The sequence below is a fragment of the uncultured Oscillibacter sp. genome, assembly GCF_910587525.1.
Taxonomy (GTDB): Bacteria; Bacillota; Clostridia; order Oscillospirales; family Oscillospiraceae; genus Oscillibacter.
In genome coordinates, this window is the sequence record NZ_CAJULS010000003.1 from 32,057 (window position 1) to 54,519 (window position 22,463).

At 53.9% G+C, this 22,463-nt stretch carries 20 protein-coding genes; all 20 read right to left on the reverse strand.

The window, feature by feature from the left end:
- Nucleotides 1–4: 4 nt before the first annotated feature.
- The gene (locus QZ326_RS00740) at nt 5–1,537 is read right to left on the reverse strand and encodes a glycosyltransferase family 4 protein (protein ID WP_295740188.1); all 1,533 of its coding nucleotides are present in this window, start codon (nt 1,535–1,537) and stop codon (nt 5–7) included.
- A 24-nt stretch (nt 1,538–1,561) separates the two neighbouring features.
- A complete protein-coding gene (locus QZ326_RS00745) occupies nt 1,562–2,644 on the reverse strand; it encodes a Gfo/Idh/MocA family protein (RefSeq protein ID WP_295740191.1) in 1,083 nt (360 codons plus the stop codon).
- Nucleotides 2,641–3,744: a non-hydrolyzing UDP-N-acetylglucosamine 2-epimerase gene (gene wecB, locus QZ326_RS00750; RefSeq protein ID WP_295740194.1), complete on the reverse strand. Its 1,104-nt coding sequence runs from the start codon at nt 3,742–3,744 to the stop codon at nt 2,641–2,643. Before wecB ends, QZ326_RS00745 begins: the two co-directional genes overlap by 4 nt.
- Nucleotides 3,745–5,064: a nucleotide sugar dehydrogenase gene (locus QZ326_RS00755; RefSeq protein ID WP_365327902.1), complete on the reverse strand. Its 1,320-nt coding sequence runs from the start codon at nt 5,062–5,064 to the stop codon at nt 3,745–3,747. It abuts the gene before it with no gap.
- A complete protein-coding gene (locus QZ326_RS00760) occupies nt 5,055–5,648 on the reverse strand; it encodes an acyltransferase (protein WP_295740239.1) in 594 nt (197 codons plus the stop codon). The genes QZ326_RS00755 and QZ326_RS00760 overlap by 10 nt, the downstream gene beginning before the upstream one ends.
- Entirely contained in the window at nt 5,648–6,775 is a 1,128-nt protein-coding gene (locus QZ326_RS00765; protein ID WP_295740197.1) for a DegT/DnrJ/EryC1/StrS aminotransferase family protein, read from the reverse strand. Before QZ326_RS00765 ends, QZ326_RS00760 begins: the two co-directional genes overlap by 1 nt.
- A 3-nt stretch (nt 6,776–6,778) precedes the next feature.
- Nucleotides 6,779–7,540, reverse strand: coding sequence for a WbqC family protein (locus QZ326_RS00770; RefSeq protein WP_295740200.1), 762 nt, complete (start codon nt 7,538–7,540; stop codon nt 6,779–6,781).
- The gene (locus tag QZ326_RS00775; RefSeq protein WP_295740203.1) at nt 7,537–8,457 is read right to left on the reverse strand and encodes a methionyl-tRNA formyltransferase; all 921 of its coding nucleotides are present in this window, start codon (nt 8,455–8,457) and stop codon (nt 7,537–7,539) included. The genes QZ326_RS00770 and QZ326_RS00775 overlap by 4 nt, the downstream gene beginning before the upstream one ends.
- A 34-nt stretch (nt 8,458–8,491) precedes the next feature.
- Entirely contained in the window at nt 8,492–9,043 is a 552-nt protein-coding gene (locus tag QZ326_RS00780) for a hypothetical protein (protein ID WP_295740206.1), read from the reverse strand.
- Between the two features lie 200 nt (nt 9,044–9,243).
- Nucleotides 9,244–10,935 (reverse strand): hypothetical protein, encoded by a 1,692-nt coding sequence (locus QZ326_RS00785; protein ID WP_295740209.1) that lies wholly within the window; start codon nt 10,933–10,935, stop codon nt 9,244–9,246.
- 6 nt (nt 10,936–10,941) lie between these two features.
- Nucleotides 10,942–12,060, reverse strand: a complete 1,119-nt coding sequence (locus tag QZ326_RS00790; RefSeq protein WP_295740211.1) for a glycosyltransferase — start codon at nt 12,058–12,060, stop codon at nt 10,942–10,944.
- Nucleotides 12,061–12,091: 31 nt separating this feature from the next.
- The gene (locus tag QZ326_RS00795) at nt 12,092–14,128 is read right to left on the reverse strand and encodes an HAD family hydrolase (RefSeq protein ID WP_295740214.1); all 2,037 of its coding nucleotides are present in this window, start codon (nt 14,126–14,128) and stop codon (nt 12,092–12,094) included.
- A 48-nt stretch (nt 14,129–14,176) separates the two neighbouring features.
- Nucleotides 14,177–15,226, reverse strand: a complete 1,050-nt coding sequence (locus QZ326_RS00800) for an NAD(P)-dependent oxidoreductase (protein ID WP_295740217.1) — start codon at nt 15,224–15,226, stop codon at nt 14,177–14,179.
- 5 nt (nt 15,227–15,231) lie between these two features.
- Nucleotides 15,232–15,948, reverse strand: a complete 717-nt coding sequence (locus tag QZ326_RS00805; RefSeq protein ID WP_295740220.1) for an IspD/TarI family cytidylyltransferase — start codon at nt 15,946–15,948, stop codon at nt 15,232–15,234.
- 89 nt (nt 15,949–16,037) lie between these two features.
- A complete protein-coding gene (locus QZ326_RS00810) occupies nt 16,038–17,063 on the reverse strand; it encodes an FkbM family methyltransferase (protein ID WP_295740224.1) in 1,026 nt (341 codons plus the stop codon).
- Nucleotides 17,064–17,123: 60 nt separating this feature from the next.
- A complete protein-coding gene (locus QZ326_RS00815) occupies nt 17,124–17,933 on the reverse strand; it encodes a PHP domain-containing protein (RefSeq protein ID WP_295740226.1) in 810 nt (269 codons plus the stop codon).
- An 8-nt stretch (nt 17,934–17,941) separates the two neighbouring features.
- Nucleotides 17,942–18,478 (reverse strand): adenylyl-sulfate kinase, encoded by a 537-nt coding sequence (locus QZ326_RS00820; protein WP_295740243.1) that lies wholly within the window; start codon nt 18,476–18,478, stop codon nt 17,942–17,944.
- A 2-nt stretch (nt 18,479–18,480) separates the two neighbouring features.
- Complete coding sequence (locus tag QZ326_RS00825) at nt 18,481–18,678, reverse strand: hypothetical protein (protein WP_295740229.1); 198 nt, start codon at nt 18,676–18,678, stop codon at nt 18,481–18,483.
- 4 nt (nt 18,679–18,682) lie between these two features.
- On the reverse strand, nt 18,683–20,698 hold the full coding sequence (locus tag QZ326_RS00830; RefSeq protein ID WP_295740232.1) for a hypothetical protein: 2,016 nt from the start codon (nt 20,696–20,698) through the stop codon (nt 18,683–18,685).
- A gap of 89 nt (nt 20,699–20,787) precedes the next feature.
- The coding region (locus QZ326_RS00835; protein ID WP_365327912.1) for a flagellin at nt 20,788–22,463 on the reverse strand (1,676 nt) is incomplete at its 5' end.

The following is a 22,463-nucleotide window of genomic DNA, read 5'->3' on the forward strand; positions in this document are numbered from 1 at the left end:
CTCCTTATACTTGATCCAGAATCAACCGGAGTTCCTGTCCGATGGTATCGTCATAGCCACATTGCCGTACGATTCGTTCCCTGGCATTCTTCGCTTTTCGCAGGAATTCGTCTGGATGATTGTATAAATGCTCAATGTCTTCTGCCATCATCCAATAGTTGTCATACTCAAATATAGATCCGCAGCTTTCATCCAGAAATTCCCGTATGGGTCCGGCGCTGGATGTGACCACAGCCATGCCGGCGGACATCGCTTCGCTGGTTGTCACCTGATGCGAATCCATTCTTGTGGGCGAGAGGAAAATCCCGTTTTCACGGAATAGTTTCCGCATCACTTCATGATCTAAATAGCATCTATGTATATGGACATTTGAAAAGTTGTGCTCCAATAACTCCTTAAAATTCTCCTCAAACAAGATACCATCGCCGTACAATTCAAAGGTCAAATGAGGAAAGCACTCCCGTTTTGACAGCTCTATAATGGCTTTTGCCGTTAAATCATTTGCATACATTCTCGTTCCATGCCCTTTAATGGACAATATATGGAACCGGTCCTGAGGTTCTTTTGAGGGTGAGGCAAAGAAATCGTGGTTAATAAAATTGTGAATCACATGATTATTTTTCGGCAGTGTTCCGACAAACTTTTTTGACCGGTCCATTTGCCATGCCGAGACAAATATGAATTGGATATGTTCCTTTTCAAAAATGTTTTTCAGAAAGCGTCTCTTTTCAGTATCGCTTCGATCCAAGGCCGCTATATTTTTCTGTATTTCGCTTTGCGTATAGTTGAACCAGCACCGATACCAGGGCAAGACTTCAAACCCATGACACCACACAATCATGGGCATATCGCCCTTGCCGGCTCGGTCTATTGCCTGCATGATTTCCGGAGAGATAAAATGAATCAAAAGCTTTCTGTAATTTCTCCCCTGCAGAAACTTTTCAAGCTCCAACTCGCCGCCCTGAAAAACCCGCACACCCTCATATGCGTACTCCTCAAAAGAGGCCCCCGCAACCAGGCCGAATGCCTCTACCTGCAATCCGGCCCTGCGGTATTGCAACACCCTCTCATGGGCAAACATACACCGGGGATTGCCCGCCGTGGGATAGCCTCCGCCGCAAATAACCAGATATTTCTCACCGTTGCCGCTGTCTGAGGGGACAGCAACTTCCCGGTAATCCAGGTTATAAAAGCTGGTCTTCCGCTTCACCGCCGCGGCGAGCGCCGCCCGCTGTGCCCGGGAGAGCGGCGCGATCAGCTGATGGGGCAAGCGGCACCCGCCCCCAGGTACAAAGCGGCTCTCCACAAGCTGCCGCTCAATCTCCACATGGGAGCCGCTGGCAATTACGACAATGGCGTCCGGATACAGCCCGCGCATATCCCCGGGAGGAATGATTGTCCGCCCCTCCTTTTCCGTGCCCCAGAGCGTCTGGTCGTTGCAGGAAAAGGCGGCGATCTCGTAATCCGGCAATTGAGAGAGGATCGCGAAGACCTCGTCGCCCCGTTTTGCTGTTCCAAAAATAATGATTTTTTCCATACTCTTCTCCCCAGGTTTCCGTCGTTAAAGGGCTGGGAACATCCCGGTGAAATCGGCTGCCGCCACATTTCTCAGCGGCAGTTTCACCGGCTGTCCGGCGGCGCAGGACAGGTAGACTGCCAGTACCATTTCCAGCGCGTTCCGCCCTGCCACAGCATCCACATAGGGTCTGCGGTCCTGACGGATCGCATCGAGCATATCTGCATAGAGGCTGGTATGCCCATTGCCATAGACATTGCTGGTTCCCTCCCACAGTCCGCGGTTTTTCGCGTCGGCGGCATCTGCATCCGCAAAATCCCACACATCAATATTGTTTGTGGATGTGCCGCCCAGCTTTACGGTTCCGGTCTGCCCGAAGAGGCACAGCGTTTCCTCCAGGTTCCGGGGATAGACGTTTGTCGTTCCCTCAATCGTCCCAATGGCGCCGTTTTTGAAGTTCACTACCGCCATACCGATGTCCTCGCACTCCAGGTAGTCGTGAAACCGCCGGCGAATCACTCCGTAGACCTCCTCTACCGCGTCCCCCATCATCCAGCGCAGCAGATCGACGCCATGAATACACTGGTTCATGAGACAGCCTCCGTCCTGCGCCCAGGTGCCCCGCCAGGGCGCCTGGGTGTAATAGTCCCGGTTCCGGTTCCAGCGCACATGGACAGAACCATGGGACAGCCGCCCGAACCGCCCCGCCTCCAGCGCCCTGCGGGTCTCCTGTACGGCCAGGTTGAAACGGTTCTGGTGGCAGGCACAGACCTTAACGCCCTTTTCCTCACTGCGCCGGATAATTTCCTCCGCGTCGTCCATAGCCAGAGCGATGGGTTTTTCGATAATAACGGGGACGCCCCGGCCGATGCAGTCCAATGCAATTTTAGCGTGCGAGCCGCTCTCGGTGGCGATGGCAATCAGCTGAAGGTCCCTTTCCGCCAGCATCTGCTGATAGTCGGTATACCGCTTAATGGACAGGTCATCCGCTAAGCCGCACTTTGTAAGCAGCGCTTCCATCGCCTCCGGCTTTACATCGCATACGGCAGAAATCTCAAGATGGTTATTCAGCGCGGCCTTTATATGGTTTACTGCAATGCGGCCGCAGCCAATCAGCGCGTATTTCATTCGGATACGTTCCCCTTTCCCTCAAAAAAACGCTTGATTGCGTCCACGGTCTTTTCTGCGGCATGGCCGTCGCCAAAGGGCTGGTAGGAGGGAGAAAAGGACACCGGTGTATTCAGTTTCGCCAAGATATCCTCCTTCTCCGGCTTGGCCAGCTGGTTGCAGCGGCCAGCCATGGTTTCAGGCCAGGAGACGTAGTCGTATATCGTGACACACGGTTTCCTGGCAAAAAACGCCTCTCTCTGCAGCCCGCCGGAATCGGTGACAATTTTCTCTGACCGGTTGACCAGGGAAATGGATGTCCGGTATCCTACGGGAAGTGTCAGCAGAATTTTTCGGTATCCCTGTTCCCGGCAAAGCCGGGCGGCGCGCGCCTGATTGCGGGGATGGACGGGATAAACTGTGGGCAGGTCCAATGCCTCCATCGCCTGAAAAATCTGGTCCAGCTTTTCATCCTGGTCTGTATTTTCCTGCCGGTGGCTGGTCATGTAGTAAAAACGTTCCGGGAGCGTTACAGGCTGTCCGTCAAGATTGGTGATTTTACGCAGCTCCGTCCCGTCCAAGCGTGCGCTGTAATAGCAGAACGCGTCATACATAGGGTCTCCGACCAGATGTACAGAGCTGAAAACGCCCTCCCGATTCAAAAACTCGACGCCGGAGGGCGTACAGACCAGGTGAAGGGCCGCAATCCGGTCCGTCACAACCCGGTTTGCCTCCTCCGGGTTTTTCAGGGTTCCCAACCGGTTTCCCGCCTCCACATGGCAGATGGGAATCCCCAGCTTCACCGCAGCCAGCGCTCCCGCCATGGTGGAGTTGGTATCGCCAAAGACCAAAAGCATATCCGGACGCTCCTGCAGGAGAACCTCCTCAAGCTGAATAATCATCCGCCCGGTCATCTGTCCATGGGTGCCGCCGGAGACGCCCAGATTATAATCCGGTTCCGGAATGTCCATTTCTTTGAAAAAGACGTCGGACATATTGTAGTCATAGTGTTGGCCGGTGTGGATCAGCACCTCCTGGAAGTCCTTCCGCAGTACCCGGGAGACCACTGCCAGCTTGATGAACTGGGGCCGGGCCCCAACGACCGTACAGATTTTTCGCATTTACAGCACCTCGATATTTGCCCGGTTTTGAATGTTCTTGCAGACATTTTTGCAGTCAAACACCGGCACGCCGCAGCCTGCCGCCATGGCATAGTCCACCTTGGTGTGGGCCGTGGCAATCACCACCAGGTCGTAACCCTTTACCGCCTCTTCCGTCAGCGCCGGAATGCCCCTGTACCACACGCCGCGGCTCCGGTACTTGGGAATAAAGGGGTCATAATAGTCCACAGCGGCACCCGTTCCGCGAAGCTCTTCCATCACCCGGAGGGCCGGACTCTCCCGGTAGTCGTCAATATCCTGCTTGTATGCCGCGCCCAGTACCAGCACCTTTGCCCCGTTCAGGGATTTCTGAAAACGGTTGAGAATTTTTCCCGCGCGTTCCACAACATACTCCGGCATCCGGTCATTGACCATCATGGAGCTCTCGATCATGGAAGTGTGGAACCCGTATTCCCTCGCCTTCCAGCTGAGATAGTAGGGATCCAGCGGGATACAGTGTCCGCCAAGACCGGGCCCCGGATAAAACGCCTGAAAGCCATAGGGCTTTGTCTTGGCTGCGTCAATGACCTCCCAGATATTGATGCCCATCTTGTGGCAAAGCATTGCCAGCTCATTCACCAGACCGATGTTGACATTCCGGTATGTATTCTCCAGAATTTTCTCCATCTCAGCTACCGCAGGGGAGGATACCGTATGTACCTCGCTGTCCAAAATCGCACGGTAAACCATGGCAATTACTTCTGTGGCGTCCGCCCCGACGGCGCCCACCACCTTGGGGGTATTGCTGGTTTTATAGACCAGGTTGCCCGGGTCTACCCGCTCGGGGGAAAAGCCCAAGTAAAAATCCTCGCCGCATTTCAGGCCGGACCCCTCCTCCAAAAGCGGCTTGACCAGTTCCTCCGTCGTACCGGGATAGGTTGTGGATTCCAGAACCACGATCATTCCCCGGCGAAGATTCTTCGCAATGGCGATGGTGGAATCCCGCACATAGCTGATATCCGGCTGCTGGTGCCGGTCCAGCGGCGTGGGTACGCAGATGGCGATAAAATCCGCCTCTTTTACAAAGGAGAAATCCGAGGTGGCGCGCAGCATCCCGGAGGCAACCAATTCTTTCAAATCCGCATCTACTACGTCGCCGATATAATTCTCCCCGGCGTTGACCATATTCACCTTTTCCTGCTGGATATCAAAGCCGATGGTCCTGAAGCCGTGTTTGGCCTTGTCCACTGCCAAGGGCAGTCCAACATAACCCAGGCCGCAGACGCCCATGGTCAAAGTGCGGTTTTTAATTTTTGCGATCAGTTCCTTCTTTATGAGCATTTTCCATCAGTCTCCTCAACGGTATGATGATCTATATCCATGCGGTATGTTTTCCCGCAGGCACGGCAGACAGCGCGAAATTGAGAGAATTGGAGCCGCTCTCCGCATTGGCAGACATACCCCTTTACCCTGGCAGGCACACCGTAAATTAAAGCATAGTCCGGCACGTCCTCAGTTACTACAGACCCAGCACCCACAAAAGCGTAGCGGCCAATATTATGCCCGCATACAATTGTGGCGTTGGCGCCGATACTGGCGCCCTTGTGAATGATGGTTTTTCGGAATTCATTTTTACGTTCGATAAAGGCCCGCGGGTTTATGACATTGGTAAACACACAGGAGGGACCCAAAAACACGCTGTCCTCGCAGACCACGCCGGTATAGATGGAAACGTTATTTTGGACCTTGCACCCATCTCCCAGCACAACCCCTGGAGAAATTACCACATTTTGGCCGATATTACAGCATCTCCCAATCTGACAGCCCTCCATAATATGAGAAAAGTGCCATATCTTGGTCCCTTCCCCAATCTTGCAATCCCGATCAACATAACTGGACTCGTGTGCAAAATATGGATTGTTCATCATAACATCTCCAGTACGGTTTCAATGACCTTCCGCTGCTCCGCTTCTTTCAAATAGGGGTGCATGGGCAGCGAAAATGTCCGGGCACAGTAATCACTGGCGTTCGGGTACGTCTCCCCATAGCGCGGTTCGTCCAAAAACACCGGAAGCATGTGCTGCGGCTTGGGGTAATAGACCATGCTGGGGATTCCTTTCTCGCGCAGGTATGCGGCGATCTGGTCCCTTTGCTTCCTGCTCTCTGCCAGCAGCGCGTACTGCGCCCAGACTGATACACACCCTTCCGCAACAAAAGGTGTCGTGAACTTTCCGGCAAACGCATCGCTGTATCGCTTCGCCGCAGCCTGCCGGGCATCCAGCTCATAAGCCTCCAGCGCCTTTAGTTTCGGCAGAAGAATGGCCGCCTGAATGGCGTCCAGCCGGGAATTCAGCCCCACGCGGACATTGTCATACTTGCCTCCTGGCCCCTTGCCATGGACACAGATGGACCGGCACAGCGCGTCGACTTCGCCGCTGTCAGTAAAGAGCGCGCCGCCATCACCGTAGCAGCCCAAAGGCTTAGCCGGAAAAAAGGAAGTAGTCGCGATATACCCAAAAGAACAGGTCCGCCGCCCCTTGTAGGATGCCCCAAAGCTCTGGGCGGCATCTTCAATCAAAGTGAGGCCGTATTTTTCACAGATAGGGCTGATCGCGTCATAGTCGCAGGGATTTCCCAGGATATCCACGGCTACGACGGCCTTGGGAGTATAGGTTCCCTCCTCCAGCACAGCTCGGATCTGCCGCTCCAGGCCCGCCGGGTCCAGGCAGTAGGTGTCCGGTGTGATATCGCAGAATACAGAGACCGCGCCGGACATCTTTGCCGGCTCCGTGGAGGAAATAAATGTCATATCAGGGCAGAAAACAGCGTCTCCGCGGCCAACGCCGGCGGCCATAAAAGCGAGCTGCAGAGCGTCGGTGCCATTGGCGCAGGTGAGGCAGTGCTTCCTTCCCACGAAAGCGGCAAGCTGTTCCTCCAGTTCCGCGACATAGGGACCGCCAATAAACTGGGCAGAGGAGAGAACGCTTTGGATATTCGTATCAATTTCAGTTTTCAGCGTCTGATATTGTGCTTTCAGGTCGATAAACTCCACAGGTTATCCCTCGATTCCGTCAAATTCGCACCCTTTTTTTACATTTTCCCAGAAAATGCGGCGGCTTTCTTCGATTCCGCAGTTGAAGAGCAGGTCCAGTGCGGAAATATTGGGTATAAACTCTTTCGAAAACATTTGAGGGTACCGGGGACATTGATAGCTTTGCACAATCACCGGGATATTTGACTCCGCAAACTGTTCCGCATTCAAAAACCGCAGCGACGCGCCGGCGCCGGTCATATAAGCAGTCGCGCCAACCGCCTGGCAAATCGCCAGCACATCATTGGAACGCCGGGCGTCAGCGTTTTTCTCATCCCCGCAGTTCCTGCGCCAATTCACGCTGCTCTGCGTTATGGTCTCAGTATGAATGTCCAAAAGATCCATGCACAGAAAAATGCTGTCCCTTGCCGCATCAAAGAGAAATTGATAATTCTTTGTAAATACAGGCATGATATGCTCCAGAATTTCGTCTCTAAATGGCGAGCCGCTATAGAGGTCCCGCAGATATGCCAAGTGTTTTCTCTGCCAATGCGCATTATCTATCGTTTGAATTTCGTTGTATTTTTTCTCCCGATACCCTTTTTTGGAGGCTGTAATGGATAAATACATTAATTCTCCATCTTTTCTCAAAAACCTGTTCCGAAGCATATAGGAACGATCCTCTAATTGAACTTCATCCATAAAGACAAACAGGTCTGCCTTGGCCATCTTGTCAAAATAACCCAGCCACGGAAAGTAATGGGGCTGATGAATTGCGGCCCTCATGTTATCATGGTCCTTTCAAATATTTTCCGGGTAAGCTCCTGGTCCGTTTCCCTGCTTACTTTCAAAAAAATTTTCTGCTCCCCAACGGCGTATTCGATCACATTCTCTTCCAGGCTGCCGGCGATTCCCTGTACTCTGTATACGACGCCTTGATGCACCGCAATCGGAGCGGGCCAGGGCGGGCATTGCGCCCGCAAAAGGTTCCGGATTTCCCGCAGGGTCATCCCGGGGTGGATGATTCCGTCTAAAGGCGTTCTGGCCTTCCAGTAATGCCCCGCCGTCATGTCCACGGAATAGGGCAATACTCCGTCCTTTCCCGCTTCATCCCACAATTGGCGGAACAGCCCGATTCCCTTTTGAGATATTTTGTCAAACACTTCTTTCGCTGTGTCTTCTTCCAGAATCGGTACGGTTCCCTGTTTTAGAATCAGCCCGTGATCCACTTTTTCATCCATGAGATGCCACGTCACGCCGGCTTCTGTTTCTCCGTTTGCGATGGCCCACTGGAGAACATTGCCGCCGCGGTATTCGGGAATCTTTCCCCCGTGCATATTCCAGATGCCATTGGGAAACAAATCCAGAGTTTCTTTTCTTAAAATCTGAGAGTAGCTCCAGGAGACTGCAAATCCTGATCCGCCCTTTTGTATCCACTGGTGAAAATTGTCCAATGCCGCCTTATCCCTGGGGTGAATTTCAAGCTCGATATGATGAAGGGCGCAAAAGGCCTGGATTTTCTCTATCTTTTGGGCGCCCAGCCGGTTTTCCGGAATGGCGACCCTGCAGATGTTCCCCGCCTCCGTCAAAAAGCGGTATAGGGCTTCAAAATCCGCGGTTGAGGTGAAGATGACAATATTTTCAGTTTTATTTCTGTATATTCTCTTGGGTGTTGCCGGGTTTTCCTTTTCACAAGCTTTCATGAAAGCACCGCACCTTATTTCTCAAGCTGGGAGTTTATTTTTCATCTTTCGGAAAAATTGAATCAATATTTGTAATGTTTTCCGCCATCTGCTGATAGCGCTCCTGGTTTGCTGAACAGACAAAATCTTTTACAGTTTGGGAAATATCCTGCTCTATATCGTGGTACCAAAAGGCGTGGGTCAGGATATGTAGGCGGTCATATGCCTCTGAGCGGACAATGTCCTCCACAGGCTCCCGCCAGCAGCGGCGGCTGTCGGAGAGATATTTGAACTCATGAAAAAACGTTTTTCCATAGGAGTTTACAATACCGGGGATTTGGTAATCTGCCTCTAATGCAGCCTTGGAGGGGCGGTGCATGGAAACACTGGAAACCGGAGTTTCCAGGAGTGCGGACAGAAGCCCGCACTCTTTTATAATATTTTGAATAATTTTGCCGGATGTCAGCGTCTGCCCGTATGCCTTTTCATCAAAATGCAGACCTATTTCATGGCCCAGAGACTGTATGCGTTGAAGCGCCGCTGTTCCGGCCTTTGAGGCGGGATTATAAAAATCTGTACGAAGCAGCACAAAATAGGTGGCGCTCACCCCCGCGTCCTGCTCCAGTTCCGCCAGGCGGACCGCCCGCGCCAGGCTGAAATCAATGTCGTGGCGAAGAATGGCGCAGCGGGGAGCGTCCTTATAGTTATGATAATTCCGAAACGCGTAGCCGCTCTCTTTCAGCAGCGCCAAAAGAGCCTTATAGGACTGATAACAAAACTCCATATCTGCACCTCCGTCCGCTTTAATCAGCGCGCGATTGTCTCGAAGACCTCCGCTAGCTGCCCGGTCAGGTTTTTGCGTTCAAATTGTTCGATCAGCGGGGAATGGAGCAGTTCCCGTTTCCCGCCCCGCTGCCATATTTGATACTCCCGTAAGATAAATTGTTTTATCTCCAAAAGCTGTGTGCTTAAGAAAGCCGCTCCATGTCCGTTTTCCCGAAGCGCCTGAGCAATGACGCTGTCCCTAGCAACCACAGCCAAGATGGGGCGGCCGCTGCGAAGATAGTCAAAGAATTTTCCTGTATAGGCAAATTTGATGCTGTCCGCATCCCCGCCTGGCAGAAGCAGAATATTGGAATCGTAATTTTCAGCCAACGCTTCTTGATGAGAAAGATACCCAGTCTCAACCAATGCGTCGCCCCAGTCATAGTTCCGCAGCACTGCCCGGCTTTCGCCGGTCATTTTCCCGATCATGCGCAGCTGGATATTCGCGAGGTCGATTTTTTGCTCGTCTATCAATTGGTGGAGGGCTTCCAGAAAAGCCGCAAAGGCGGTCACTTGCGGCTTTACATGTATCAGTCCGCTATGTGTGATTGTAAATTTTGGGGGGTGTCTCTCCGGTTCGAGAAGACCGGAAAAATCATTTTCATCATAACCATTTGTAATGGTTATACTTTTCTCAACCGAAATACTAAAGCGCTTAACATAAGATAGCGCAAAATGCCTTTCCACCGAAATATTGCAGTCTGCCGCTTTTAGTAAAATTTCTTCCAGCCGCACAAGCAGCCGATCATTTGAACTGATGAAACCCAGCTCCTTCTGACTGACATCCGTCCATGGATCCCGATAATCCGCCACCCATGGGATACCGTATTTCTGCTTCAGGTAAAACCCAATCAGATGGGCGCTATAGGGACTTGATGTGGTATAAATAACTTGGAACTTCGATAAGTTAATATGTTTCTCAATATACCGAATCGCCTCATACGCCCACAATAGCGCGGGACAGGGAAATGTGAGCAGTTTCGCTCTGCCCACCTTAGTTTGCGATAAAGACCCGGCCATTGCACTGGCCTCCGGGTCAGACTGAAGCACTGCTTTCAAAAAGTCAATCAGCGCTGTTCCTGTCTCTGTAGGAAAGGAAGTCATACGCATGGTATACACCGGGTCTGGAATTCGTATAACGTTCATTCCCGCCGGAATTTCCTCCAAAAGGCTCTCGTCCATATAGTTCATTTCCAGAGGCGCGCGGTCCGTTGAAATAACGGCAGGCCACCAATTGAACTGCGGAAGATACTTTGCGAATTTAATTGAGCGGAACACACCGGACCCGCTTAGAGGCGGGAAATAATACGCCGCCATCAGCACCTGCCTGCAATCGTCCGGCGGCTCATGGAACGCAGCCTGTTCTGGTTTCGGAGCGAATTCGCTATGCCCTTCCCCCTCCAGGATTTTCAGAAAAGACCGGTAGTTGTGAATCCCTGCCTCTTCAAGCTGTGCGGCAATCGCGAACAGCACTTCTGCGCCTGTAGAAATTACAATATCATAATCTCCGTGTATCTCCCTCAGCCGCTCAAACGAGATGACAGGGACATCCAGTACCCGCTGTCCCTCTATCAGCTTGTTGTTGTCGGAAAAGCAGAATATATTCTCGCGGCCAAAGTAGTTCAGCGCCGCTCTCCCGTATTTGCCTGCGCCAAACAGGATAATCTGTCTCATAGCCCCTTATCTCCCGCTTTCCCTATACAGGTCTTCCAGTACCCTTGCCTGCTGCCGGATGTCATAGCCTGCCATCCGTACTGTTTCACACCCAGACTCCCGGTCACACGGCTGGGCCGCCAGCTGTTCCAGTGCGCAGGTCCACACGGCGGCATCCAGCGGCCTATGCCAAATGTTTTCCGCGAACGCCACATCCTTTGGCACCTGGTCGGACACTATACACGGCAAACCGGAGGCCGCCGCCTCTACCGCTGCAATCCCGAGACCCTCAAATCTGGACGGCAGAAGGAAGAGATCCATCGCCTGCAAATAGTCTTCCACATTGTTTTTCCACCCAAGCAGCAGCACATCTTTTTCCAGATGGCTGCCGCTGACCTGCTTCGCCAAATCCTCCCGCAGTTCTCCGTCGCCGGTAATCAGCAGCTTGGATTTTGGGTGGTTTTGATGGAACTTTGAAAATACATCAATTAAAAACGAATGGTTTTTCTGATATGACAGCCGGCCGGACGTGCCCAGCACCAGCGCGTCGCCAAGGCCCAGCTCATGCCGAATCTGCTCCCTTTTTCCGGCGTTGAACTGATATTTCTCCACCGCAATGGCGTTCTTGATAATTCGAATCCGCTCTTTGGGAATCTGAGGCCCAAACAGCCAGTCTGCCGCAAGCTGGGAGCAGGCCCAGAAATCTGTGGCCAGATCCGGAGAGAACGCCCGCTTGACCTCCTCATGACGGCGGCGGAGCTGTTCCCGCTTTTTTTCATCCGGCTCGTCGATAAAGGTGGAGTGAGAATGGACAATCACTTTTTTGATTCCGGCTTCCCGCGCAAGCTCCTCCAGCAGAAAACCGGTCCAAAAACAATTGTTCAGATGCAGAACGTCATATCCGCTTTTGAATATCTCCCGAATTCTCTGTGTAAAGAGGTCCTTGTCCTGACCGGCGGTTGTCCGCAGGAGATGTACCTTGTATTCAAAATCCCGGTACTGCTCCGCGCCCTCCAGAGCCTGGTTCTGCGTCAAAAAATCAAACCGGAATTTCTCCTGGTCCATATAGCGGTAATAGTTAAATACAAACGTCTCAATTCCGCCGAACCCCGGCGATACCAGCTGCAGAACTCTAATCGGTTTCATGTTTCAGCTCCAATCCTGTTTTTTGACCGCACTACACCAAATCAGAAACATTTGATACCCTGTGGAAAAACGGGTCATCCACCGTTAACGACAGAAAATCTCTGTCTTGAATTTCGATTTTATGAACCAGAGACAGGATCAAACTTCCCAAAGACCTTTCGTCCAGGCTCTCCCATTCCGGATCGAGTTTTCGAAACATTTCAAAATAATCGGCAGCTCCGTCCTGAACGCGCTGAATACACCGCAGATCCTCATCGGACCGGGTTTCCCGCACAAAGCAGGCGTCCCCATTTTCATCAAATCCAAATACCGAGGGCTGCGGAGCGGTAATCACCGCTTCCAACACATAAAAATTCCGGTAAACGCCGCTGTCCCCACTATAGAAAGGAGAGATCTCCAACCCTTTTGCCTCCATATAGCCAGGGTCCAGCTGTGAGAAATACAGCCCCTTTAAATGCCGGTCCAGCAGTCTCTGCACATACATCTGAACGGTTCCGCGGGCCGAGAAATCGCAAAAGGCGATCTCGCCCTCCGCTGTTTCCAGATTTTGGAGATAGGTGAGGTAGTTCTTTCGGTTTACCTCTGCCGCTTTTAATATCTCCTCCCTATAATCCAGCAGTCTGCCGCGTTCCGCATCGGCCTCCACCGAAATTCCAAACCGCTCCCGCAGCTGCTCCTGGAGGCTGCCGCTGAAGCGCATGGACTCTACATAGTGAATATCCCCGTCATCCTCTATGCCGGCACGGATTGCGGCAAAGCGGGAGGTCAAAAAATAGACCGAATTCGCTGACGTGTCCAACTGGTCGTAGAGTTTTTTGATAAGATACCCGTCTCTGGCGCAGAACCATATGTTTTTTAGCCCGCGCTGCCGCATCTGCCGGTAGAGCCAAATCACAAAGCCGGTGATGACTGGGCCCAAAAATAAATAGCCAATATCGTAGGCGTCAGCCACGTGGATTTTCCGCTCCGGTTCCTCAAACTGAAAGGGGCTGTTGAACAAATTCGCCGCCAGCATCCCGGTCTGAATCCTGCTGGATAAGCTGTGAATCTTCTCCCACAGCCCCAAATAGCCTGCCTTTTCAAAGAGCTCCAGTCCGCTGAATAGCTGGCAGGCAGTATAGCCGCTTCGCTCCGCGCTCTTTATGTCCGCGTCTATGGAATCGCCGATATGTACACAGTGTTTTTCGGGAATCCGCTGCCGCAGCACCGTGAACAGACCCTGGGTTTTGCCGGTCCGGTAGTCGCAGGAGGCCAAAATATCTGTATAGAAGGTAATGCCGCAGTGATTCAGCAAAGCGGCCAGCTGGTCTTTTGTATAAAAGGTATCGGAGACGATATACACGGGCTTGCCCTGCTGGTGCGCCTCCCGCAAAAGCGTACAGAGTTCCTTTCGCGGAACAACCAGATCCCGGTCAGTCTCCCACTCCAGCCGCGCCAATTCCTCCGGCCGGATACCGGGGATGGAATATCGCTCTAAAATATACGAATAGATTTCAAGCAGCGTTGGAACGGTAGTCTTTCCCAGTTCCTTCTCTCCTTCAAGCCGCTTTTGGGGGAAGCAATCGATAACGATTCCCTTTTGCTTCAGCCGCAGACCGACGATTTCAAATACATCCGCGGGAAACAGTGTCCGGCGCATCAGCAGCGTGTCAAAGAGGTCTGCGCTGACCGCGTCATGTGTGTCGATCAATTGCCGGACCATCTCTTTAGAGGCGCCGGAAATGCCTGAAAACGAATATGCCGCTTTTTTCGGCGTGCGCAAGTCCTCCCCATGAATGTCGACCAGTGTGATCCCGTGCTCCGCGCAGACAGTTTCGATCCGCTTGGCAATTACTTTGCAGGATTCCGGCCGCGCCGCCACGATGATCAGGCGGACCTGCTCCCGAACCGCCTCCTCCATGGAAAGAATCGATTTGCCGTAAAGATTACCGCTGGTCTGATAGCCGTCCAACAGCCCCAATACGTGACAGCCGTCCAATTGCTCCAAAAGCGTTTGGGTCAGCGGACTCAGGCCATAAATGGCGATCTTATCATTTTGGTATGTTTGAAGAACTGCCTTCAGCTCCAAAATAGACCCTCCTCAGCATCAAGAGCGCCAGCGGACACAAGGACTCTCCTATCTGTCTCCACAGGTGTAATATGTCAGCGTCCGCTGAATCCCCTCGTTCAGATCTGTCCTGCTTTTCCAGCCAAGCTCTCGCAGCTTACCGCTGTCTCCTGTTACAACGGAAATGGCGTCTTTGACCTCCGGCGTGTTCCGCGTGGACCAGTCAAATACAACCCCGGCTCCGTTTCCCCATCGTTTCGCATACAGTTCAGCCAGCTCCTTCACCGAACACTCACCCGCCTCGTCGCAGATGTTGTAGCGCTCCCCTGCTTTCCCATAGAGCAATACATCCAACAGAGCGTGTGTTGCGTCCGATATATACATAAAAGAGCGCAGCGCCGACCCGTCGCTTTTCAGCACAATTTGATTCTGGGTCTGCAATTGCCGGACGAAATCGCCGTGAAGCCTCCCGTCCGTTAACGACACGCCGGGGCCGTAGATTTGGACGGGCCGCACCGTTACGCAGGGCATCCCGTACAATGTGTAATAGAAGCTGCACAGGGTCTCCGCCGCGCGTTTTCCGAGAGAGTACGCATTTCGTACGTAGGTCCAGTCCAGAACGCCTGTATCCGTTTCTTTCCTGCGTCCTTGCACCGGACAATCACCGTAGACATCTACGCTGCTTATCAGCATAAACCGGCGGCTGTGCTTTTCCCGGGCAAGCTCCAAAAGGTTTTTGCAGCCGAAGAGATTGGCCTCAAATGTTTCCAGGGACTTCTCCCAGCGGGACTCGCTGCCGACGGGACTGGCGGCATGAATACAGATATCAATCTCGCCTCCCCAGGAAACAGGGTCCCGTACGTCCTGGAGCAGCAGACTAAAATGGGGGTCTTCCAAGTACGCTGCAAACTGCGTTTTTGCTTTTTTTTGATCTCTGCACAGGGCCAAAATCTTGATGTCGCTGTGGGTCCTTTGATCGTACTCCAAAACAAGGTAAATAAAGTAAGACATCAGAAAACTGTTGGCGCCGGAAATCAGCATCGTCTGGTGGTCCAGCCTTTCCAAATCGTGCCTTTCCGCCAGCAGCTTTTCAATATCTTCCTGAATGATGTTCTTCACCTGTTTTACTCCCATCTGTTTTCTTTTTCACAGAAGAGCGGGTATAATGCCTTGGCAATGGCCAAGTCCTCCGGATAGGTCACTTTGATGCAGAACCGGTCCCCTTCCACCATGGCAACTGGAATCCCCAGACGCAAAACCAACTCGCTGTCCTCATATACCTCTCTCGTCTGAGGTGCGCTTCTATACGTCTCATGCGCCGTTTTCAGGACTCCATAACGATAGGTCTGCGGACCCTGCTGCACAAAGAGCTTTTCCTTTTGCAGCGTCTGATCCGCCATCACTCCGTCATCACTGGCAGTTACCGCATCCGTCGCCTTTACTACAGTGATGATGCCGTCATGCTCTTTGATCAGCTCATAGTGTTTGTTGACAGTCTCCTGAGCCAAAAGCGGACACACCGAGGTCATGATGATCACGGTATCTGTTTCTTTGGCCGGTATGGTGCACATCCCGCTGTACACAGAATCAAAGCGTGTCACGCCTGCCTTTGCCACATATTTTAGCTTCGAGATATGATACCGCTGGCCCCATACCCAGACCTGGGGGATGTATTCTTCCAAGGTCACCACACAGACCTCATCAATATTTGCGTTTCGCTGTGCGGTCTTCATGGAATATGCCAGCATAGGCATCCCGGTCATCTCCACGAATTGCTTCGGCAAATTCCCGGAATTAAACCGAATGCCATAACCGCCGGCTAAAATAATTGCGTAATTCATTCTGCCTTTCCTCCCCCGCAGCTGTCTGGTTATCTTGTTGTTCAAACCCCCGTTTAGGAATTTGATCTGTGCTTCCAATTTGTGCTTCTTTACGGCATTACGGCGTAAAGCACGGTTTCATTTGCATAATTTGAGTGATGACGGATATACAGCCTGTACTCTGGGACCAGTTCCTTGATATACAGGGGAATTGCCGTCATATCCCCGGGCTTATGGTAGATACAGATTGCCAGCTTTGGTTTGTGGCGTTGAATCGTCCTTTTTGCGCCCTTTAGGGCCTCCAATTCCGATCCCTCTATATCCATTTTAATCATGGTAATGCGCTCCCCGGAGGGCACCGCCTCGTCAATGGGAATGACGGCGATGCTGTTTTCTCCATTCGTACATATACGGGAAGCTCCGTCTGCGGTTGTCTTAAAGTAGAGTGTTCTCCGCTCGCTCCATGTCCCGTACGGAAAGAGCTCTGCCTCGGAGAGGGACTCCCTGCGTTTTCGCTCCAGGCAGATTTGGTAGCACTCCGGGTCCGGCTCAAAAGCGTAAATGCGCTTTACGTGTTTGCAGTGTTTTTTAAACACAAGGGAGGAAGCCAGGTTGAGACAGCCCGCGTCAATTAAGATTTCTTCCTCCCCGTAATACATAAAATCCGGGCTGAAATACTGGTCCGGATCTTCATATTTGTAATACTCGATCAGACTGTACACCTGATCCTGAGGATACCCGCCATCCAGCAGTATCTGCTTGATTTCTTTATCCGCCATTGTTGTACTGACGATAACATTGAACTCTTTTCTTGACAGCAGCTCTTCCGGACTCATGACCGGCCAGCCGCAGTAGCCGTTTTTCTGTTTCTCTTTTGTCCGGCTGCAAAAACCGGCAAAACGTTCGTCGTCCTGCCAATATGGGAGAATGATCTTGCCCGCCATTCCCGCTCCATAGAGAATGACCTTGCGGTCTTTCGGCATGGAATCTCTCAAATCGGCGGGGCTTTTTCCTGTATAGAGCGGAATACCCGGCAGGTAGGTGGTTACAATGGAATCGATATACCGCTTTTGCCTAGAAACCAGCCAGTTCAGGCGTTTCAGATAGATATCGCGGGATTCCGCGTCCTCCAGCATGTCATATACCCGCCGGTAATCTTCTAATGTGCCCTGCGTCATTGGGGTCCCCTTTCAAAATCAAATCAGCCAGTCCAACGCAAGCTCCCATGCCGCCAGCGGGTGGTCGGGCTTGCTCTTCTCCCCGTGGAAGTCGCTGCCGCCGGTGACATGCAGACCATATTTTTCCGCAATATGCAAATACTCGGCCGTCTGTTCTGGAGTGTGGATGGGGTAATAGCATTCAATGGCGTCTAATCCGTAGCTGACGAGCCGCCGCACCAGTTCCTCCAGGCTCTCTCCGTTCAGCACGATTTGATAGGGATGGGCCAGGGAGACTTTTCCGCCGGCTTTTTTGATCCGTTCCACACAGGTTTGGGCGCTGGGCTTTGTGCCCTTTTCGATTGCCTGAAATTCCGGTGTGTCCAGATAGCGGTCAAAGGCCTCTTTCCAGTTGGCGGCATAGCCGCGGCGGAGCATGACTCTTGCGAAGTGCGGACGGCCCACCGCTCCGCCGGCGGCCTCCTGGTCCACCTCGTCCAGGGGAATTTCCAAACCTTTTGTCCGCAGAAAATCCCGGATGCGGTACTTGCGGTCATCGCGTCCGCCCTTCAGGTCTCCAATCCATCCGCGCAGCAGGGAGGGAGAAAATCCGTAGCCTAAAATATGCAGGTTCAGATAATCGTCCGAACTCAGTTCGATTCCCCGCACAACCTGCAGCCCCAGCGCCCTGCCGGCCTCCACAGCTTCGTCCAGTCCGTCCAGATTGTCGTGGTCGGTGAGGGCCAGCACCTCCGTACCCCGCTCTTTGGCCAGGCGGACCAGCTCCGCCGGGGCATACTGCCCGTCCGAGGCTGTGCTGTGGGTGTGTAAATCAGCCTTATAAACCATACGTGCTCCTACTCAAGTCCAAAAAACTTCTCCAGGCGGGATACGATCTCCTCCGGCGTCTCCTGGCCGTCATTCTGGATGACAATATTGGAATGTCCCGGTTCATCATAGGGCAGGTCTACACCCACCACGTTTTTCGCCCCGGAGGAATACAGCTTTTTCTGGTCCCGGCGGTACAGCGTTTCACGGGTCACCTTAATATAGATCTCCCGATAATTGGCAATATTCTCCCGGTTCCAGGCACGGACTTCCCTGTACATTGAGATGCTGCAAATCACCACATCTTTCCCCTGATCCGCCAGATCCCGAATTCTCCGAAACGTTTGCAGGGCGCCGGTTTTCCGCGCCTGGGTGGTGTACCGGTCTGTCACCAGAACTGTTCCGTCCGCCGTGCTGTCGCCCAGCTTGAGCCGGACCTGATCTCCATCCAGGAGGACCGCCTCCGGGCTGCGTCTTTTCAGCCGCTCGTAAAACAGCCCGCCGATGGTGGTCTTGCCCGCTCCAGCCAGGCCGGTGAAAAAATAGACCGTTCCCTTTTTGTCCACGCTCAAATGTCCTCCCCGTTGGTCTTGTCCAAAATCTCCAGAACCTCCGCCTGTAAAAAGGCAAAGCCCTTTTGCAGGGCCGCCCGGCGCCGGTCTGTGCAGTCCTTCCCGGCGGATGTCTCCGCCAGGTCCAGCATCCGCTCCAGAAGGTACTGGGCCCGGTCCAGAGCGCCCGTGTCCAGATCTCTGAAATCTCTCATCCGGTCAGTGGTACAGCGGCTGCTCCAGCAGCGCCGGGTCCGGCTCCAGCTTCCTTATCATGCGGAGGGGCTGGCCGGTCTTGCTCACGAAGCGAAGGCCGTTCAGCAGAATCCTTGTGTTTTTCAGCCGGTTTTCTTCGCAGGCCTTCATGTAATTTTCCAGCATCTCATCCCGCGGAGACTTGCCCTTCCACTCCAGCGTCTGGTCCCCTATGGTGGCTTCTACAAGGGCAAATACCTTTGACCAGGTTTCGCGGATGTAGCCGTCCAGCGTAGTGAACCCATGAATCAGCTCTTTGGCCCGCTCCTCATCCACCGGCGCGCCGTCGTAATAGTGGAAGTCGTATCCATAATACTCATAGGCGTCCCGGAGGAAATACTCAATAAAATACCGCTCGTCGTCGTTGACAAACTCGTCGTAGGTCCGGTACACCGTCTCCGGGTCGAAGCCCTTTGCGTTGCCGGGCACATAGACTTCCTTTCCGCCCTCCGTGCACTCTGTCATGGACTGCGTATAGGGCAGGTCCAGAAACGCCGCCAGCGCGGTGAAGGTCGCCTTCGGATTCAGCTTTCCGTCCTCAAAGCGGACCACAACGCTGTCCTTGAACAGGCGGTCCTCCGGGTCGGCCATAAAACTGCGGTTGAAGATCCGCTCGGAGATGGCGTCGTTGACGATGGTCTTCGGCGCCGTCGGATTCTCCCTCTCCTTCCGCTCTGCCTGGAGCGCACTTTGATACATAAATCTTACCGACGCGCCATGGCTGGTGGTGAAGCGGCGCATAGGGCTGAACGTCTTGATATACGGAAAGCCCGTGAACAGAGGGGAGTTTTTGATCTCCTCGTAAGAGGGCATGTTCAGCACCGCGCAGCCCTTTTCCGTGTTTACGCCCAATCCGGCGGGCATTTTGGTGAAGTGGGGCTGGACAAACACGGCGGGGGCGATCCGGGAAGCCCGGTCCAGCCCCGCTGTGGCGGTGGAATTCTCCAGATACACCGCCGCCATAATATCCTTGGCCGTCCGGCCTTTCAGACGGTAGAGCTCCTCGATCCGCCGGGGATTCTGCCATTCCGCAAAGAGCTCCTGCGCGTGGCGCAGGCTCTGTGCGCTGTTTATCCGGTTTTCATAGTCAGCGACATCTTTTTCTATGGCTTCCATCAGGATGGAGGGAAGAACCAGCAGATTGGGGTGAGCGTCAAAGACCTCGTTGAAAAAGTCGCCGCCGTTGTGATAGGACAGCTGGGTGTGCCAGATCAGGCGGCTGACCTCCCGGATGCCGACGGGCTTCAGGGGACAGCGGCTGTAGTCGACGCCGTACTCCGCCTTGAAATCGATGGGATAGCGTTCAATTTCCCCGCCAATCAGGAAGACGATCTTTTCGTCTTTCAGCAGGCGGTGAAAATCCAGGCACTGCAGATGGGCGCAAAAGACCGCCCAGTCGGCATAGTGGAGATACAGGTGGTTCTCCCTGCCTACGTCCTCGCTTCTGCGCACGTTGTCATGCAGATATTCCAGCTCGTACTGGCTGTAAACGTCGTCCGCCAGAATGGGGTTTTCCAAATCGCGAAAGAAATTCCGGCTGACCACGGGGTTTTTGAAGTTGATATAATCACCGAACCGCTTCTGGTCCGGATAAAAGGGAACATAGCCGTCGCCGTCATAGGGGAAAAACCAGACGGGCAGCTCGTCGAAGGGGAGAAAATCCCTCCGGAAAAGATAGGGGTATTTTTTCAGCAGCTTGCAGTTCCGCTGGTAGCGGGACCGTAGTTCCTGTGCGTTGGGCTCGTAGAAAGCCCCGATCATGACGGGCAGAATCTGCTCCTGAAAGCAGCCCTGATTATAGAGCCTGCAAAAGTGGGTATAGGAGATCTGGTAGTCTCCGCCGGACTGCAGAATATAAGCCGCCGCCTCCAGCTCTCCGGCGGGGTCAAGGCCCTGGTGGAGGGCCAGCTTATAGGCGTTTTGCGCCTCCTCCGCACTGCCAAGCCCTGCCAGCCTGCGGGCGATGTCAATTGCCTCCATGGGCGTTCCTCCTTTACAGGGAAGCGGGGCGGGCCAAAGCCCGCCCCGCTTGGTTGGGGTTGATGCTGTTTTCAGAACAACTGTGCTGATTAGCCGAGGAGCTGCAGCACGCCCTGGGGAACAGCGTTGGCCTGAGCCAGCATGGCCTGGGCGGACTGAACCAGGATGTTGTTCTTGGTGTAGGCCATCATCTCCTCGGCAACGTCGGTGTCGCGGATGGTGGACTCGGCGTCCTGGATGTTCTCCGCCATGACGCTCAGGTTGTTGGCGGTGTGCTCCAGACGGTTCTGGGTGGCGCCCAGGTCGCCGCGGATGCCGGAGACGTAGTTGATGGCGTCCTTGATCTTGTTGATAGCGCTGGAAGCGCCGCCGGGAGTGCCGATGTCAATGCCGTCGATGTCCATAGCGCCGTAGGTGTGCATGTCGCCGATGGAGACGTTCAGCTGGTTGTAGCTCTCGCTGGTGTCACCGATCTGCAGCTGCAGGCCGCCGGCGGCACCGCCAGCGGCGCCGGCCTGGCCGATCTTCACAAGGCCGGTCCAGTTGCCGTCAAGCGCAGAGTCGCTCTCGCCGACCAGGTTGTTGACGCTGTAGTCAACCTTGCCCTCGATCTCGGTCAGGTGGACCTCGGCAGAGGTGTTGTCGGTGGTGACCTTGAACATGGAGTTGTTCTTGGCGGCCTCGGTCAGGCGGCGGACAGCCTCCTTATCCAGGTCGGTGCCGGTCTTGTTCACCTGGGTCAGGTCGATCACGTTGCCGCCGGCGTTGGCGTACTTGCTGTCCTTGCCCACGGCGAAGGTGTAGACGTCCTTGCCGATCATCAGCTGCATGCCGTCGGACACGCCGGAGAGGGTGAACTTGCCGCTGGCCAGCTGGCGGTCCTCAGCATAGATGGCCTTCTTGTCCACACGGACAGTATCGGTCCAGGCGTTGTTGGCATCGTTGCTCGCCGTGCCCCCGCGCACAGCGTTGGAGCAGGCATAGGTGACGGTCATATCCGCAGTGAACTCCTGGCTGGGGGCGCTCTTCATGGTCAGGGTGATGCCGTTGGCGTCGGCCGTGGCGGTGAACTTCTCGCCGCCGATGGTGATATCGCCGGCGGTGGCGGTGAAGGAGATGTTGCTCAGGGTCTTGTTGGAGCCGGTGAGGGTGGCGGTGGCAACGGTCTTGCCGCCCACCGTGACCTTGATGGAGCCAGTGGCAGCGCTGCCGGTCCTGACTTCCAGGCCCTTCGTATCAATGGTGTAAACACCGGCCTGAGCGTTCTCGGCGGGCTTCACGGCGTCGATCTCGGGGGTAACCGCAACATTGCTCATGCCGGAGGAGGCGGCGGCGCTGCCGGCGTCCAGGTCGCCGTTGAGCAGCTGGATGCCGTTGAAGTTGGCGGACTCGGCGATACGGTTAATTTCGGACTTCAGCTGGGTGACTTCCTTCTGCAGGTTGTAGCGGTCCACCTCGTTGTCATAGGTGCCGTTGGCGGACTGGGTGGCCAGGTAGGACATACGGTTGAGCATGTCCTGAATCTCCTGCATGGCGCCCTCAGCGGTCTTCACCAGGGAGATGCCGTCCTTCACGTTCTTCTGGGCGGCGTTCAGGCCGGTGATCTGGGCCCGCATCTTCTCGGAAATGGCCAGGCCAGCGGCGTCGTCGCCGGCGCGGTTGATCTTGTAGCCGGAAGACAGCTTCTCCAGGTTCTTGCTCAGCGCGGAAGTGTTGGTGTTGTAGTTGCGGTAGGCGTTCATCGCCATAATATTGTGCTGAATAC